The following is a 15,114-nucleotide window of genomic DNA, read 5'->3' as shown; positions in this document are numbered from 1 at the left end:
GTAGTAAAGACCCGAGTTTTAATCTCCGCCAGCAATAGGCCATTGCCGTTTTGCCCCGTGTTCACGGTAGATCGACGCTTTTGCGACAAACCAGCTCTAGGCCCGGCTCTTTGAGCAGGCTAGTCTTGGCAGCTCTGATTGAGGATCTTCGATGATTGCAGGTATTTCTTCGCGCACGCCCCAGCAGGCGTTGGCCGCTTTGCTTGATCGTTACGCCCCCGCGCGCCTGTTGCTGATTGGCGCCAGTGAGTTCCCCGCGCTGGAGGCCTTCAAGCTGGCGCACCCGGACACTTGTGTGGCCCATGCGGCACCTGGCCCGTTGCCTGCTGAACTGGCGGCGCGCCGGTTTGACCTGGCGCTGGTGGTCGATTGCCTCGAACACTTGCCCAAACGCGATGGCCTGAACCTGCTTGGCGGGATCCGCAACCTCAACGCCAGTCGCATCGCGGTGCTGGCGGACTTGCCGGCCAGCGGTTGGCAGGAGACCGATTTTTTCTCCCTGGCGCTGCAAGCCAGCGAACGCTTCCAGCGCGACGATCAAGTGCTGACCCTGTTTACCTATGATCTGCTTGACTATAAACAAGTCCCCGACTGGCTTAACTCACGGTTCTGGGCCAATCCGGAAAACTTCGGGAAATATTGGTGGTAACGCAATGAGTACATCCATTTGCCCCTGCGGTAGCGGCACCCCGCTTGATGCCTGCTGCGGTCATTACCATGCCGGTCATCCGGCGCCGTGTGCCGAAGCCTTGATGCGTTCGCGCTACAGCGCCTACGTACTGGGGCTGATCGATTATCTGGTGGCGACTACCCTGCCCGCTCAACAGGCGGGCCTGGATCGACAATCCATCAGCGACTGGAGCGCCCAAAGCACCTGGCTGGGTCTTGAAGTGGAAAGCTCCGAGGTCTTGGGCGGTCAGCCGGAACATGCCTTCGTGACCTTTACCGCGCGCTGGCACGACGGCAGCGGTGAGCACAGCCACCGCGAACGCTCGTCGTTCGTACAGAACGCCGGCCGCTGGTATTTCATCGATCCCACCGTGCAACTCAAGGCCGGACGCAATGATGCGTGCCCTTGCGCCAGCGGACAGAAATTCAAGAAGTGTTGTGCGGGTTATTTCAGCAGTTGAGTTGAGGTAACGATCAAAAGCTAGACTGGGGTTCAAGGGAGAAGAATTACCATGACCACCCAGCGGCGCGTCCTACAGATGCTCACCCTTCTCCTGTTTCTGGGGCTCGGCGGTTGTGCGTCCTGGTTCGGCAACGATGAACCCGAACCGCAGGTGCATCTGGCCAAGGTCGAAGTGATCCAGGCGAAATTGATGCAGCAAAAATTCTTGCTGCACTTTCGTGTCGACAACCCCAACGACAGCGATCTGACGGTGCGAGGCATCGAGTACCGCATTCACTTGGGCGACATGCTGCTGACCGAAGGCGAGCACGAACACTGGTTTACGGTCGGCCCCAAACGCAGTGCCTACTTTAAAGTACCGATCCGCACCAACCTGTGGCCCAAGGTGCGGGATCTGGTGAAACTGCTGAAAAAACCCGACCAGCCCATTCCCTATCGTCTGGAAGGAGAACTGGAAACCGGTTTATTCATCGCGCACTACGTGCACCTGGCGCGCAATGGCGTGATAATCCCCGCCGATTTAATTCCGGAGCAAAACCGATGACCCAGCAACCCCATGTCCATGGCCCTGACTGCAACCACGATCATGACCATCACGACCACCATGATCACGACCATGGCCATGTCCACGGCCCGAACTGCGGCCACGCTCACCAGGAACCGGTGCGCAATGCCCTGAAAGACGTCGGCCGCAACGACCCTTGCCCTTGCGGCAACGGCAAGAAATTCAAGAAGTGCCACGGCGCTTGATGCTTCGGGCGAAGATCTTCTTCGCCTGTTGAATCGCCTTCGCGAGCAAGCCCGCTCCCCCAAGGATCTACGTCGTTCATAGAACCCATGTGGGAGCGAGCCTGCTCGCGATGACTGCGGCACATCCACCATCAATGTGTCAGTTACACCGCTTTCGCGAGCAGGCTCGCTCCCACAGGGATTTCAGCCAGGCTGCAAAATATGTGCGGTACTCACGACCGTCGCATACTCCCCGTGCAAATTGCCCAACGACATCGCATGCACTTCCTCGGCTGAATGGGCATTACCGAAGTAGTCAGCCTTGTCGAAGGTAAAACACGCATCCCCCGCCACCCACGTATCAAACCCCAGGTTCCCGGCCGTTCGCGCCGTGGACTCCACCGAGTTGTTGGTCGCCACGCCGACAATGACCAACTGATCGATCCCCGCCGTTCGCAAACTCGTCTCGAGCCCCGTCGCACAAAACGCATCCGGCACCTGCTTTTGAATAAGCTGCTCACCGGTCTGTGGCTGGAACCGTTCCTGAAATTCCACCCCCGATTGCTGCGGCCAGAACACTGATTCCGGCGACCGGGACACGTGCTGCACATGAATCACCGGTCGCCCGGTTCGACGCCAATGCCCTAGCAAATCGAGGATTCGCTGCTCCGCCTGAAGATTGTTTCGGCGACCGAGCCTGGGATGCAGGATGCCTTTTTGTTGATCGATGATGATCAGCGCCGCGTTGGTTTTGAGCTCCATGCCGGTTTTTCTCATGCGGGGTCATTGAATTTCCCGCACTTCAGCATCACCTGTTGCTACAGGCAAGCTATCGAACGCAAACGGGACGACCTGATGCCGGCGTTTGCTGTGCGCAAGTAACGACATCTTTTGATTTGGAGTACTCCATGATCGACCTGTATTACTGGACCACCCCCAACGGTCACAAAATCTCGATATTCCTGGAAGAAGCCGGCCTGCCCTACAACGTGCACCCGATCAACATCAGCCAGAACGACCAGTTCAAACCCCAATTCCTGAAAATTTCCCCGAACAACAAGATTCCAGCCATCGTCGATCCCGAACCGGCCGATGGCGGTGAACCGCTGGCATTGTTCGAGTCCGGGGCGATTCTGCTGTACCTGGCAGAGAAAACCGGCAAGTTCCTGCCCAAAGACTTGCGCGGGCGCCAGCAAGCGCTGCAATGGTTGTTCTGGCAAATGGGCGGCCTGGGGCCGATGGCCGGGCAGAATCATCACTTCAGCCAATTCGCGCCGGAGAAAATCCCCTACGCCATCAAGCGCTACATCGACGAAACCGCCCGCCTCTACGGGGTACTCGACAAGCAACTGGCCGATAAAGACTTCGTCGCCGGCAGCGAATACAGCATTGCCGACATGGCGATCTACCCGTGGATCGTTTCCCACAAGTGGCAGAGCCAGAACCTGGAAGACTTCCCCAACGTGCTGCGCTGGTTCAACCACATCCAGAGCCGTCCGGCGACGGTGAAGGCGTATGCCCTGGTGGCCAAAATCAACCCGCCTAAATCCTGACCTTCATTGAAGATCGTTCCCACGCTCTGCGTGGGAATGCAGCCCGGGACGCTCCGCGTCCCATCAAGAGCCGAACGCGGAGCGTCCGTTGAGGCATTCCCACGCAGAGCGTGGGAACGATCACCGAAGAAATAACCCCGCCGCCGCTTGCGCGGGCACCTCCTGCTCACTAACGTAGCGCCTTTACTGACGCTACCCCCCGCAGGAGCTTTGCCATGGCCTCGCCAGCCCTTACACATTTTCTTCCCCGGTTCGGCGTTGCCGCAGCAGTGGCCGGTGTTTTGAGCCTGACCGGTTGTCAGACCTGGAACACCCAGAACACCCTCCCGCCGACCATCGGCGTGCAACCGCTCAAGGGCCTGGCGCAGAACGTTTCGGTACGCCGCAATGCCATGGGCATGCCGCTGATCGAAAGCAACACCTTCCACGACGCGCTGTTCGCCCTCGGTTACGTCCACGCCACCGACCGCATCACGCAAATGGTCACGTTGCGCCTGTTGGCTCAGGGTCGTTTGTCGGAGATGTCCGGTTCGGACCTGCTCGACGCTGACCGCTACATGCGTGCCGTCAATCTGAAGAAAAGCGCCGGCGAGCTGTACAAGGCGTCTTCGCCGCGCCTCAAACGCTTCTTCGAAGTCTATGCACGCGGCGTCAACGCCTACCTGTTCCGTTATCGCGACAAGCTGCCGGCGGACCTCGCGGCCACCGGCTACAAGCCTGAATACTGGAAGCCGGAAGACTCGGCGCTGATTTTCTGCCTGCTGAATTTCAGTCAATCGGCCAACCTGCCGGAAGAAATCTCCTCGCTGATGCTGGCCCAGACCGTCAGCAACGACAAACTCCCGTGGCTGACCCCGTCCGCCCCCGATGAAAAACTGCCGCTGGCCGAAGCTGAAAAACTTCAGGGCATCAAGCTCAACGGGCAAATCCCGGGGCTGGCCGAGATCAGCAAAGCCACGAGCCAACTGTCCGATCTGAATCTGTTGGGCGCCACCTCATCGAACAACTGGGCGATCGGCCCGCAACGCAGCCGCAGCGGCAAAAGCCTGCTGGCCAGCGATAGCCATGGCCCCTTGGGCGTGCCGTCGTTGTTCAATTACGTGCAGATCCGCGCGCCCAAGTATCAGGCATCTGGCGTAACCGTTGCCGGTTTGCCGATGGTCCTCGGCGGTTTCAACGGCAAAGTGGCGTGGAGCATGACCACTGTCATGGGCGACAACCAGGACCTGTTCCTGGAAAAAATCAAACGCCAGGGCAACGGACTTTCCTACGAGGTGGGTGGCAAATGGCAACCGGCGATCGTGCGCAACGAAACCTACTTCGTCAAAGGCCAGCGGCCGATTCGCGAAGTGGTGTACGAAACCCGCCATGGCCCGCTGCTCAATAGCGCCCAAAGCACGACGCTGGCCAACGGTTTCGGCCTGGCCTTGCAGACGCCGAACTTCACCGATGACAAGACCCTGGACGCGTTTTTCGACCTGTCCCGCGCCCAGACCGTCGAGAAAGCCTCGGACGCCAGCCGCGAAATCCGCGCCATCGCGCTGAACCTGGTATTTGCCGACGCCAGCAACATCGGTTGGCAAGTCACCGGGCGCTTCCCGAACCGTCGCGAAGGCGAAGGCCTGCTGCCGTCGCCGGGCTGGGAAGGTCGTTACGATTGGGATGGTTACGCCGACCCGATGCTCCATCCCTATGACCAGGATCCGGCCCAAGGCTGGCTCGGCACCGCCAACCAGCGAGTGATTCCGCATGGCTACGGCATGCAACTGTCCAACTCCTGGTCGGCGCCGGAGCGTGGCGAACGCCTGGCCGAACTGGCGGGCGTGGGCAAACACGACACGCGCAGCCTGATCGCCATGCAATACGACCAGACCACCACTTTCGCGGCCAAGCTGAAGAAAATGTTCGAAGCACCGGGCATGGCCAAACCACTCAAGCAGGCCATTGAAGCGTTGCCTGAGGCGGACCGTGGCAAGGCTCGCGAGGCGTACACCCGCCTGATGGCCTTCGACGGCAAACTCAGCCCGACCTCCGCCGATGCAGCGATTTACGAGCTGTTCCTGCAGCAAAGCACCCGGCAAATCTTCCTCGACGAACTGGGCCCGGAAAGCAGCCCGGCGTGGAAAGCCTTTATTGCCAACGGCAAGTTGTCCTACGCGGCCCAGGCCGATCACCTGTTGGGGCGTGAGGACAGTCCGTTCTGGGATGACGCTCGCACACCGCAAAAAGAAGACAAACCGGCGATCCTCGCCCGCAGCCTGACGGCCGCGATCAGCGCGGGCGACAGTCAGTTGGGCGGCGACCACAAAGCCTGGCAATGGGGCAAACTGCACCGCTACGAGTGGAAAAACACCAGCGGCCAGACTGTCCGCGGGCCACTGGCGGCCGGTGGCGACCACACCACACTGAATACCGCAGCATTCGCCTGGGGCCAGGATTTCACCACCACCCTGGCGCCGGCCATGCGCTTTATCGTCGACTTCGGCCAGGCGGAACCGCTGATGGGGCAGAACGGAACCGGGCAATCCGGTAATCCGGCGAGCCACAACTACCTCGACAGCATTGATCCGTGGCTGAAAGGGCAATACATGAGCTTGCCGATGCAGCCGCAGAACTTTGACAAGGTGTACGGCAACAAGCGGTTGACCCTTACCCCTGGCAAGTAACCCCGCCGCCACCTGACCGCTTGATCGTTCCCACGCTCCGCGTGGGAATGCAGCCAGGGACGCTCCGCGTCCCAAGAGCGGACGCGGAGCGTCCCTTGAGGCGTTACCACGCAGAGCGTGGGAACGATTTTGAATTCCCGAAAAATAAATAGAACTTCTCGTCTCGCGCAAACCTCCTAGCTAACAGGCCTATCCATTCTGGTAACAACATGGATCTTGTTATCGCGCGTCCTGAAGGTTTGTACTGCCCGGTCGGGGATTTCTACATCGACCCGTGGCGTCCGGTCGAACGTTCGGTCATCACCCACGCTCACGGCGACCATGCCCGCATCGGCAACCGGCATTATCTGGCGGCCGCTCCCGGCGAAGGGATTTTGCGGGCGCGACTGGGCCAGGGCATCAACCTGCAAACCCTGCCTTACGGTCAACCCCTGACCCACCATGGCGTCACTTTGAGTTTTCACCCCGCCGGGCATGTCCTCGGCTCGGCACAGGTGCGCCTGGAATATCGCGGCGAAGTCTGGGTCGCCTCGGGCGACTACAAGGTCGAACCCGACGGCACTTGCGCGCCGTTCGAGCCCGTGCGCTGCAATACCTTCATCACTGAATCGACCTTCGGTCTGCCGATTTATCGCTGGCAACCCCAGGCGCAGGTTTTTGCCGAGATCAATCAGTGGTGGCAAGCCAACGCCGCCGACGACAAAACCAGCGTGCTGTTCTGCTATGCGTTCGGCAAGGCGCAGCGAATTCTCCACGGCATCGATGCCAGTCTCGGTCCCATTCTGGTGCATGGCGCCGTGGAACCGCTCAATCAGGTTTATCGCGAAGGTGGTATTTATTTACCGCCCACGATCTATGCCGGCGAAGTACAAAAGAGCGACCCCATGATGCGCAAGGCGCTGGTCCTGGCCCCGCCTTCGGCTGGCGGCAGCAGCTGGATGCGGCGCTTCGGTGACTACAGCGATGGTTTCGCCAGCGGCTGGATGCGTTTGCGCGGCACTCGGCGGCGACGTGGTGTGGATCGTGGCTTCGTATTGTCTGACCACGCCGACTGGCCGGGCCTGCTCTGGGCCATCGAACAAACCGGTGCCGAGCGCGTGAGAGTGACCCACGGTTCGGTTGGGGTACTGGTGCGCTATCTGCGCGAACAAGGTCTTGATGCCATGGGTTTCAGCACCGAGTACGGCGACGATGAGGAGGAAAACTCAGCCGTCGAACCCGAGAGCGCCGAGGTGCTGCCATGAAGGCCTTTGCCGATTTGTATGCCGAACTCGATGCCACCACCTCGAGCAACGCCAAACTGGCGGCGATGCAACGCTACTTCGCCGAAGCCGCGCCGGAAGATGCCGCATGGGCTGTTTACTTTTTGTCCGGCGGGCGTCCTCGGCAACTGGTGCCGGTACGCATCCTGCGAGAGTTGGCGGTGGAAATCTCCGGCCTTTCGCCGTGGCTGTTCGAAGAAAGTTATCAAGCGGTCGGTGATCTGGCGGAAACCATTTCGCTGGTGCTGCCCGAAGCGCTTCACCGCTCCAACGATGGATTGGCGATCTGGATTGAACACAAACTGCTGCCGCTACGCGGTGAAACCCCGCAAGTCCTCGCCGAGCGACTGCCTGCCCTGTGGTCGCAACTGGACCGTCAGAGCCTGATGCTCTGCATCAAACTGATCACCGGCAGTTTCCGCGTCGGCGTCTCCAAGTTACTGGTCACCCGCGCCTTAGCGGCCATGGCCGGGCTCGACAGCAAACGCGTCGCCCAACGTCTGGTGGGTTACACCGACCTGTTCAACCGCCCGACCGCGTCCGGTTACTTGAAGTTGATCGCCGCCGAATCGTCTGCCGAACATGCGCAACGGGGCGGTCAGCCCTACCCGTTTTTCCTCGCTCACGCGCTATCACAACCCGTTGAACAATTCGAAGCCCTGCTCGGCCCGGCCAGCCATTGGCAAGTGGAATGGAAATGGGACGGCATTCGCGCCCAGGTGGTCAAACGCGACGGTCGACTGTGGGTCTGGTCGCGGGGTGAAGAGCTGGTCACCGAGCGCTTCCCCGAATTCGATAGCCTGGTTCACTGCTTGCCCGACGGCACGGTGATCGACGGTGAAATCGTCGCCTGGAAAACCGACCAAATCACCACCGAGGACGCCTTCAACCCTCATGCCCCAGCGGCCCCCGCGGTAAAGCCTTTCGCGCTGCTGCAACAGCGGATCGGTCGTAAAACCCTGGACAAAAAAATCCTCGAAGAAGTGCCGGTGGTGATCCTCGCCTACGACTTGCTGGAGTGGCAGGGTGAAGACTGGCGCAACCAGCCTCAGTCCCGGCGTCGCACACAACTGGAGCATGTCGTCGCCAGCGGCAACAACCCGGCGTTACTCCTTTCCCCCCTGCTCACCGGAGAAGACTGGTTCGACCTCGCCCAACAACGGCAAGCGTCCCGCAAGCTCGGTGTCGAAGGCATGATGCTCAAGGCCCGGGACGCGCTGTATGGCGTTGGGCGGACCAAGGACATGGGGGTCTGGTGGAAATGGAAAGTCGACCCCTTCAGCGTCGACGCGGTGCTGATTTATGCGCAACGCGGCCATGGTCGCCGCGCCAGTCTCTACAGCGATTACACCTTCGCCGTGTGGGACGGGCCGCCTGGCGCGAGCCAACGCGCACTGGTGCCGTTCGCCAAGGCGTATTCCGGGCTGACCGACGAAGAAATGCGTCAGGTCGACAGCATCGTGCGCAAGACCACCGTAGAGAAATTCGGGCCGGTGAGCAGTGTCACACCGAGCCTGGTGTTTGAACTGGGTTTCGAGGGCATCGCCCTGTCCAGGCGACACAAGAGCGGGATTGCGGTGCGGTTCCCGAGGATGTTGCGTTGGCGGCAGGATAAGTCGGTCGAGGAAGCGGACAATTTGGGAACGTTGCAGGACTTGCTCGGCTGATCCACCTTCCAGATCGTTCCCACGCTCCGCGTGGTAACGCCTCAACGGACGCTCTGCGTCCGCTTTTGGGACGCGGAGCGTCCCGGGCTGCATTCCCACGCAGAGCGTGGGAACGATCAGTTACGCCCCTTATAGGTGCAGCCGTTTCCAGGCGCCCGTTTTCGTGCACAAATCCCTCCTTGCCATTTCTTGAATCACCTTTTAAAACACTTGTTCGGGACTCTGGTTCGGAAATTGCTACTTTCATAGGGTCTTACGCTTTCCAGTAACAATAATTCTGCGCCACAAGCGCTCATATTGGTTTTTAGGGATTGAATAATGAAAAAAGCATTGCTGACCCTTTCTGCACTGGCGTTGTGCATGGCAGCCGGTTCCGCGCTGGCCAAGGAATACAAGGAATTGCGTTTTGGCGTTGATCCTTCCTACGCTCCGTTTGAGTCAAAAGCGGCTGACGGTAACCTGGTAGGTTTCGACATCGACCTGGGTAACGCGATCTGCGCCGAGCTGAAGGTCAAGTGCAAATGGGTCGAAAGTGATTTCGATGGCATGATTCCGGGCTTGAAGGCCAATAAATTCGACGGTGTGATCTCTTCGATGACCGTCACCCCGGCCCGCGAAAAAGTCATCGACTTCTCCGACGAGCTGTTCTCCGGCCCAACCGCCTATGTGTTCAAGAAAGGTTCCGGCCTGACCGCAGACGTCGCTTCGCTGAAGGGCAAGACCGTCGGCTACGAGCAAGGCACCATTCAGGAAGCCTATGCCAAAGCCGTGCTGGACAAGGCCGGGGTGAAAACCCAGGCCTATCAGAACCAGGATCAGGTGTATTCGGACCTGACTTCCGGTCGCCTCGACGCGGCGATCCAGGACATGCTGCAAGCTGAACTGGGCTTTTTGAAGTCGCCAAAAGGCGAAGGCTACGAAGTCAGCAAGCCGGTCGACAGCGAATTGCTGCCGTCCAAAACAGCTATCGGTATCTCTAAAGGTAACAAAGACCTCAAAGACCTTTTGAATAAAGGTATCAAAGCGTTACACGAAGATGGCACCTACGCCACCATTCAGAAGAAACACTTTGGCGATCTGAATCTGTACAGCGGCAAATGATGCCCGGCGCCCATCTTGCGATGGGCGCTTTTTTCTTCCGATCAGGTTGCTGATTTATGTTCGAAAACCTATTACAAAACCTGGGGCTCTCCGCCTTCAGCCTCCACGGCTTCGGCCCGTTGCTGATGGAAGGCACCTGGATGACCATCAAATTGTCGGTGTTGTCGCTGTTGGTGGCCGTTTTGCTCGGTTTGCTCGGCGCCAGCGCCAAGCTGTCAAAAGTCAAACTGGTGCGCATACCGGCCCAGCTCTACACCACACTGATTCGCGGTGTGCCGGACCTGGTGCTGATGCTGTTGATCTTCTACAGCCTGCAAACCTGGCTGACGACCTTTACCGATTTCATGGAATGGGAATACATCGAGATCAACCCGTTCAGCGCCGGGGTTATCACCCTGGGCTTCATTTATGGCGCGTATTTCACCGAAACCTTCCGTGGCGCGATTCTCGCGGTACCACGGGGCCAGGTCGAAGCGGCAACCGCGTATGGCCTCAAGCGCGGCCAGCGTTTCTGGATCGTGGTGTTCCCGCAGATGATGCGTTTTGCCCTGCCGGGTATCGGTAACAACTGGATGGTGATGCTCAAGGCCACAGCCCTGGTCTCTATCATCGGCCTGGCCGATCTGGTCAAGGCGGCGCAGGATGCCGGCAAAAGCACTTATCAACTGTTCTACTTCCTGGTGCTTGCAGCGCTGATTTACCTGGTAATCACCAGCGCCTCCAACTTCGTCCTGCGCTGGCTCGAACGCCGCTACGCCGCCGGTTCCCGGGAGGCCGTACGATGATCGAGCTCTTGCAGGAATACTGGAAACCTTTCCTTTATACCGACGGCTACAACATCACCGGCCTGGCCATGACCATGTGGCTGCTCAGCGCGTCGATCTTCATCGGTTTCGTGGTGTCGGTCCCGCTGTCCATCGCCCGGGTTTCGCCGCACTTCTACATCCGCTGGCCGGTTCAGTTCTTCACCTATCTGTTCCGGGGTACGCCGCTCTATATTCAGCTGCTGATCTGCTACACCGGGATTTACAGTCTGGCTGCCGTGCGCGCCCAACCTGTGCTGGATGCGTTCTTTCGCGATGCGATGAACTGCACGATCCTGGCTTTCGCCCTGAACACCTGTGCCTACACCACGGAGATTTTCGCCGGGGCGATTCGCAGCATGGCGCATGGTGAAGTGGAAGCGGCCAAGGCTTACGGTCTGACAGGCTGGAAGCTTTATGCCTACGTGATCATGCCTTCGGCCCTGCGTCGTTCGTTGCCTTATTACAGCAACGAAGTGATTTTGATGCTGCACTCGACCACCGTGGCATTCACCGCGACCATCCCGGACGTATTGAAAGTCGCGCGGGACGCCAACTCGGCGACCTTCCTGACCTTCCAGTCGTTCGGCATCGCCGCGCTGATCTACCTGACCGTTACCTTTGCGCTGGTCGGCCTGTTCCGCCTCGCCGAACGCCGATGGCTGGCCTTCCTCGGGCCGACCCACTAGGACCCGCTTTAGGGATAAAGAGACATGCGCCACCAGATTCATGACTTGCTGGCCCCGCTGCCGGGGACCGCTCGACAGATTCACAGCTTTCACTTCGGCCCCTCATCGGCCAAAGGCAAGATTTACATCCAGTCATCCCTGCATGCCGACGAAATGCCCGGCATGCTGGTTGCCTGGCACCTCAAGCAACGCCTGGCGGAACTCGAAGCCGCCGGCCGTCTGCGCAGCGAAATCGTGCTGGTGCCGGTGGCCAACCCGGTTGGCCTCGAACAAATACTGATGGATGTGCCGCTGGGCCGTTACGACCTTGAAAGCGGGCAGAACTTCAATCGCTGGTTCGTCGATCTGAGCGAAGCCGTCGGCAACGAGATCGAAGGCCTGCTCGGCGACGACCCGCAGCGCAACCTCGAACTGATTCGCAGCAGCCTGCGCAATGCCCTCGCCCGGCAGACCGCCAGCACGCAATTGCAATCCCAGCGCCTGGTTCTGCAACGGCTGGCCTGCGATGCCGACATGGTGCTGGACCTGCATTGCGATTTCGAAGCGGTCGCGCACCTTTACACCACGCCCGAGGCCTGGCCGCAGGTCGAGCCGTTGGCGCGTTATATCGGTGCCGAAGCCAGCCTGCTGGCTACCGACTCCGGCGGTCAGTCGTTCGATGAATGTTTCACCCTGCTCTGGTGGCAGTTGAAGGAACGCTTCGGCGAACACTTCGATATTCCGCTGGGCAGTTTTTCGGTCACCGTCGAATTGCGCGGCCAGGGTGACGTCAATCACCCGCTGGCCAGCCTCGATTGCCAGGCGCTGATCAATTACCTGACTCACTTCGGCGCCATTGCCGGCGAACCCGCTTCGCTGCCTGAACTGCCTTACCCGGCGACGCCGCTAGCCGGCGTTGAACCGGTAGCGACACCGGTCGGCGGGCTGCTGGTGTTCACCGCGCTGCCAGGGGAATACCTCGAAGCCGGGCAACTGATCGCTGAAATCATCGACCCGATCCTTGACCGCGTCACCCCCGTTCATTGCACCGTCGCCGGGTTGATGTACGCCCGCTCGCTACGGCGCATGGCCACTGCTGGCATGGTGATCGCCCATATTGCGGGCACCGAAGCCTATCGCAGTGGCTACCTACTTTCGCCTTGAGGATGCATGCCCCATGTACAAACTGACCATTGAAGGCCTGCATAAAAGCTATGGCGAACATCAAGTACTCAAAGGCGTTTCGCTCAAGGCCAACACCGGCGACGTCATCAGCCTGATCGGCGCCAGCGGCTCGGGCAAAAGTACCTTCCTGCGTTGCATCAACTTTCTCGAACAGCCCAACGACGGCGCCATGAGCCTGGACGGCCAGAACATCCGCATGATCAAGGATCGCCACGGCATGCACGTGGCCGATGCCAATGAACTGCAACGGATCCGCACCCGCCTGGCCATGGTGTTCCAGCACTTCAATCTGTGGAGCCACATGACGGTACTGGAAAACATCACCATGGCCCCGCGTCGGGTGTTGGGGTGCAGCAAGCAGGAAGCCGAAGACCGTGCCCGACGCTATCTCGACAAGGTGGGCCTGGCCTCGCGCGTGGCGGATCAATACCCGGCGTTTCTTTCCGGAGGTCAGCAGCAACGCGTGGCGATTGCCCGGGCACTCGCTATGGAGCCGGAAGTGATGCTGTTCGACGAACCCACCTCGGCCCTCGATCCCGAACTGGTGGGTGAGGTGCTCAGGGTGATCCAGGGCCTGGCCGAAGAAGGCCGAACCATGATCATGGTGACCCACGAAATGAGCTTCGCCCGCAAGGTCTCGAATCAGGTGCTGTTCCTGCACCAGGGGTTGGTGGAGGAAGAAGGTGCACCGGAAGACGTATTGGGCAATCCGAAGAGTGAGCGGTTGAAGCAGTTCCTGAGCGGCAACCTCAAGTAACCCCCACCACCCGTAGGAGCAAAGCTTGCTCGCGATGAACGATAACTCGGTCGTTAATAGACCGCGTCGCGTTCATCGCGAGCAAGCTTTGCTCCTACACGCGTGTTGGTATCAGGCAACGGGCGCAGGAGGCGGCTCATCCGGCAAGGTAGGCTCACCGGGCTCGGTGGGTTGTTCATTGGGGGTATCGGGATCGGGCTGACCGGGGATGCCCCCTGCCATGTCGATAGGTGGATGTGCCAACAAGGACCAGGCCAAAACGCCAACCTGATTGGGCTCAAGCCTTGCCAGTTCGGCACTTATTCGCGGATCGATCTTCATAAAGCACTCCTGAGCGATGGCCCGTCCGCGTTGCGCGAACCGGGCAGTACACCCCATAGAGTGTCTACCCGCTCAAGAATTCCCACGACTTGCCTGACGAACGGATCAGGTGCGCGGCAAGGTGACGCCGCGCTGGCCCTGATACTTGCCGCCACGGTCCTTGTAGGACACTTCGCACTCTTCGTCGGATTCGAAGAACAGCATCTGAGCCACACCTTCGTTGGCGTAGATTTTTGCCGGCAGCGTGGTGGTGTTGGAGAATTCCAGGGTCACGTGGCCTTCCCACTCAGGCTCAAGCGGCGTCACGTTGACGATAATGCCGCAACGCGCGTAGGTGCTTTTACCCAGGCAGATCGTCAGCACATTGCGCGGAATACGGAAGAATTCCACGGTGCGCGCCAAGGCAAAGGAGTTCGGCGGAATGATGCAGACATCGCTCTTGACGTCGACGAAGCTCTTCTCGTCGAAGTTCTTCGGATCAACGGTCGCCGAATTGATGTTGGTGAACACTTTGAATTCATCGGCGCAGCGAACGTCGTAGCCATAGCTCGACACGCCGTAGGAAATCACTCGGTCGGCGCCTTCGCCGCGCATCTGGCGCTCTACGAAGGGCTCGATCATGCCGTGCTCTTGCGCCATGCGGCGAATCCACTTGTCCGATTTGATGCTCATGGCGGGTGTCCTGAATAGCGAGGTGGAAAAAATCTGTCCGGCATCTTACCGGGCGCGCGCTTCGGGTTCAAAGTCCGAGGCACAAACTTTGCCGATCCCCCCGTAATTTCCGGCCCTTGCGGGTAAACCGGCGGACCGTCAGTCACGAAAACAGAGAAACCTTTGCAGGAAGCATTGGCACGTTCCGGAAAAAGGGTTAAGGTGGCGCCACTGTGCTGCTTGTGTCACTGAGAATCTCTACACGATATGTTGAATTTCGATCCAACCATCTACAAGAATTTTTCCTGCTCTTTGCACTCAGTCTCGGCCAGGGTTCTTCCTGCGTCGCAGTTATCTTTGTTCAAGGAGTTACACCATGTCTAATCGCCAAACTGGTACCGTTAAGTGGTTCAACGATGAAAAAGGCTTCGGCTTCATCACTCCACAATCCGGTGACGACCTGTTCGTTCACTTCAAAGCTATCCAATCCGACGGCTTCAAAAGCCTGAAAGAAGGCCAACAGGTTTCTTTCATCGCTACCCGCGGTCAGAAAGGCATGCAAGCTGAAGAAGTTCAAGTTATCTAACTTGTACTTGCTTTAGTAAAAAGCCCCGCCCTC

17 protein-coding genes are annotated in these 15,114 nt (G+C 59.2%); 14 read left to right on the top strand and 3 right to left on the bottom strand.

Going from position 1 to position 15,114, the window contains the following annotated elements:
• The first annotated feature begins 151 nt into the window (after positions 1–151).
• The 4 genes from PFAS1_RS17845 to PFAS1_RS17830 are packed head-to-tail and all read left to right on the top strand — an operon-like array spanning position 152 to position 1,882.
• Complete coding sequence (locus PFAS1_RS17845) at positions 152–649, top strand: DUF6231 family protein (protein ID WP_076029969.1); 498 nt, start codon at positions 152–154, stop codon at positions 647–649.
• Positions 650–653: 4 nt separating this feature from the next.
• Positions 654–1,130: a YchJ family protein gene (locus PFAS1_RS17840; RefSeq protein WP_046056365.1), complete on the top strand. Its 477-nt coding sequence runs from the start codon at positions 654–656 to the stop codon at positions 1,128–1,130.
• A gap of 51 nt (positions 1,131–1,181) precedes the next feature.
• Entirely contained in the window at positions 1,182–1,676 is a 495-nt protein-coding gene (locus PFAS1_RS17835; protein ID WP_074874107.1) for an LEA/WHy family protein, read from the top strand.
• Positions 1,673–1,882, top strand: a complete 210-nt coding sequence (locus tag PFAS1_RS17830; RefSeq protein WP_007906737.1) for an SEC-C metal-binding domain-containing protein — start codon at positions 1,673–1,675, stop codon at positions 1,880–1,882. Before PFAS1_RS17835 ends, PFAS1_RS17830 begins: the two co-directional genes overlap by 4 nt.
• 183 nt (positions 1,883–2,065) lie before the next feature.
• On the opposite strand, the gene PFAS1_RS17825 is transcribed toward PFAS1_RS17830, so the two are convergent.
• Complete coding sequence (locus PFAS1_RS17825) at positions 2,066–2,623, bottom strand: cysteine hydrolase family protein (protein ID WP_076029968.1); 558 nt, start codon at positions 2,621–2,623, stop codon at positions 2,066–2,068.
• Between the two features lie 146 nt (positions 2,624–2,769).
• On the opposite strand from PFAS1_RS17825, the gene PFAS1_RS17820 reads away from it, so the two are divergent.
• From PFAS1_RS17820 to PFAS1_RS17775, 9 genes are all read left to right on the top strand, one after another.
• Positions 2,770–3,414 carry a glutathione S-transferase N-terminal domain-containing protein gene (locus PFAS1_RS17820; protein WP_074874103.1) on the top strand — a complete coding sequence of 215 codons (645 nt, stop codon included), beginning with the start codon at positions 2,770–2,772 and terminating at the stop codon, positions 3,412–3,414.
• A 215-nt stretch (positions 3,415–3,629) separates the two neighbouring features.
• Complete coding sequence (locus tag PFAS1_RS17815; RefSeq protein ID WP_076029967.1) at positions 3,630–6,080, top strand: penicillin acylase family protein; 2,451 nt, start codon at positions 3,630–3,632, stop codon at positions 6,078–6,080.
• Positions 6,081–6,289: 209 nt separating this feature from the next.
• Positions 6,290–7,324, top strand: coding sequence for a ligase-associated DNA damage response exonuclease (locus PFAS1_RS17810; RefSeq protein ID WP_076029966.1), 1,035 nt, complete (start codon positions 6,290–6,292; stop codon positions 7,322–7,324).
• Positions 7,321–9,009: an ATP-dependent DNA ligase gene (locus PFAS1_RS17805; protein WP_076029965.1), complete on the top strand. Its 1,689-nt coding sequence runs from the start codon at positions 7,321–7,323 to the stop codon at positions 9,007–9,009. Before PFAS1_RS17810 ends, PFAS1_RS17805 begins: the two co-directional genes overlap by 4 nt.
• A gap of 318 nt (positions 9,010–9,327) precedes the next feature.
• The gene (locus PFAS1_RS17795) at positions 9,328–10,110 is read left to right on the top strand and encodes a transporter substrate-binding domain-containing protein (protein ID WP_076029963.1); all 783 of its coding nucleotides are present in this window, start codon (positions 9,328–9,330) and stop codon (positions 10,108–10,110) included.
• Positions 10,111–10,166: 56 nt separating this feature from the next.
• The gene (locus tag PFAS1_RS17790; protein WP_076029962.1) at positions 10,167–10,895 is read left to right on the top strand and encodes an ABC transporter permease; all 729 of its coding nucleotides are present in this window, start codon (positions 10,167–10,169) and stop codon (positions 10,893–10,895) included.
• Positions 10,892–11,602, top strand: coding sequence for an ABC transporter permease (locus PFAS1_RS17785; RefSeq protein ID WP_074874093.1), 711 nt, complete (start codon positions 10,892–10,894; stop codon positions 11,600–11,602). Before PFAS1_RS17790 ends, PFAS1_RS17785 begins: the two co-directional genes overlap by 4 nt.
• 24 nt (positions 11,603–11,626) lie before the next feature.
• Positions 11,627–12,745: a succinylglutamate desuccinylase/aspartoacylase family protein gene (locus PFAS1_RS17780; protein ID WP_076029961.1), complete on the top strand. Its 1,119-nt coding sequence runs from the start codon at positions 11,627–11,629 to the stop codon at positions 12,743–12,745.
• 13 nt (positions 12,746–12,758) lie between these two features.
• Positions 12,759–13,523, top strand: coding sequence for an ABC transporter ATP-binding protein (locus tag PFAS1_RS17775; protein WP_076029960.1), 765 nt, complete (start codon positions 12,759–12,761; stop codon positions 13,521–13,523).
• Between the two features lie 111 nt (positions 13,524–13,634).
• Here the strand turns inward: PFAS1_RS17775 and PFAS1_RS17770 are convergent, their stop codons facing one another.
• Positions 13,635–13,844: a hypothetical protein gene (locus tag PFAS1_RS17770; RefSeq protein ID WP_074874090.1), complete on the bottom strand. Its 210-nt coding sequence runs from the start codon at positions 13,842–13,844 to the stop codon at positions 13,635–13,637.
• A 105-nt stretch (positions 13,845–13,949) separates the two neighbouring features.
• Positions 13,950–14,516 (bottom strand): dCTP deaminase, encoded by a 567-nt coding sequence (gene dcd / locus PFAS1_RS17765; RefSeq protein ID WP_074874089.1) that lies wholly within the window; start codon positions 14,514–14,516, stop codon positions 13,950–13,952.
• A gap of 355 nt (positions 14,517–14,871) precedes the next feature.
• Between dcd and PFAS1_RS17760 the strand changes: the two genes are divergently transcribed.
• Positions 14,872–15,081, top strand: coding sequence for a cold-shock protein (locus tag PFAS1_RS17760; protein ID WP_002554837.1), 210 nt, complete (start codon positions 14,872–14,874; stop codon positions 15,079–15,081).
• Positions 15,082–15,114: the final 33 nt, after the last annotated feature.

This window comes from Pseudomonas frederiksbergensis (assembly GCF_001952935.1).
GTDB classification, from domain to species: Bacteria; Pseudomonadota; Gammaproteobacteria; order Pseudomonadales; family Pseudomonadaceae; genus Aquipseudomonas; species Aquipseudomonas frederiksbergensis.
Note: the sequence above shows the minus strand (reverse complement) of the source record. Positions and strands in the feature narration are given on the sequence as shown.

Coding starts and splice junctions, on each gene's coding strand:
- PFAS1_RS17835 (WP_074874107.1), top strand. CDS start 1,182: ATGACCACCCAGCGGCGCGTCCTACAGATGCTCACCCTTCTCCTGTTT.
- PFAS1_RS17790 (WP_076029962.1), top strand. CDS start 10,167: ATGTTCGAAAACCTATTACAAAACCTGGGGCTCTCCGCCTTCAGCCTC.
- PFAS1_RS17815 (WP_076029967.1), top strand. CDS start 3,630: ATGGCCTCGCCAGCCCTTACACATTTTCTTCCCCGGTTCGGCGTTGCC.
- PFAS1_RS17760 (WP_002554837.1), top strand. CDS start 14,872: ATGTCTAATCGCCAAACTGGTACCGTTAAGTGGTTCAACGATGAAAAA.
- PFAS1_RS17845 (WP_076029969.1), top strand. CDS start 152: ATGATTGCAGGTATTTCTTCGCGCACGCCCCAGCAGGCGTTGGCCGCT.
- dcd (WP_074874089.1), bottom strand. CDS start 14,516: ATGAGCATCAAATCGGACAAGTGGATTCGCCGCATGGCGCAAGAGCAC.
- PFAS1_RS17795 (WP_076029963.1), top strand. CDS start 9,328: ATGAAAAAAGCATTGCTGACCCTTTCTGCACTGGCGTTGTGCATGGCA.
- PFAS1_RS17780 (WP_076029961.1), top strand. CDS start 11,627: ATGCGCCACCAGATTCATGACTTGCTGGCCCCGCTGCCGGGGACCGCT.
- PFAS1_RS17820 (WP_074874103.1), top strand. CDS start 2,770: ATGATCGACCTGTATTACTGGACCACCCCCAACGGTCACAAAATCTCG.
- PFAS1_RS17830 (WP_007906737.1), top strand. CDS start 1,673: ATGACCCAGCAACCCCATGTCCATGGCCCTGACTGCAACCACGATCAT.
- PFAS1_RS17810 (WP_076029966.1), top strand. CDS start 6,290: ATGGATCTTGTTATCGCGCGTCCTGAAGGTTTGTACTGCCCGGTCGGG.
- PFAS1_RS17805 (WP_076029965.1), top strand. CDS start 7,321: ATGAAGGCCTTTGCCGATTTGTATGCCGAACTCGATGCCACCACCTCG.
- PFAS1_RS17825 (WP_076029968.1), bottom strand. CDS start 2,623: ATGGAGCTCAAAACCAACGCGGCGCTGATCATCATCGATCAACAAAAA.
- PFAS1_RS17770 (WP_074874090.1), bottom strand. CDS start 13,844: ATGAAGATCGATCCGCGAATAAGTGCCGAACTGGCAAGGCTTGAGCCC.
- PFAS1_RS17785 (WP_074874093.1), top strand. CDS start 10,892: ATGATCGAGCTCTTGCAGGAATACTGGAAACCTTTCCTTTATACCGAC.
- PFAS1_RS17775 (WP_076029960.1), top strand. CDS start 12,759: ATGTACAAACTGACCATTGAAGGCCTGCATAAAAGCTATGGCGAACAT.
- PFAS1_RS17840 (WP_046056365.1), top strand. CDS start 654: ATGAGTACATCCATTTGCCCCTGCGGTAGCGGCACCCCGCTTGATGCC.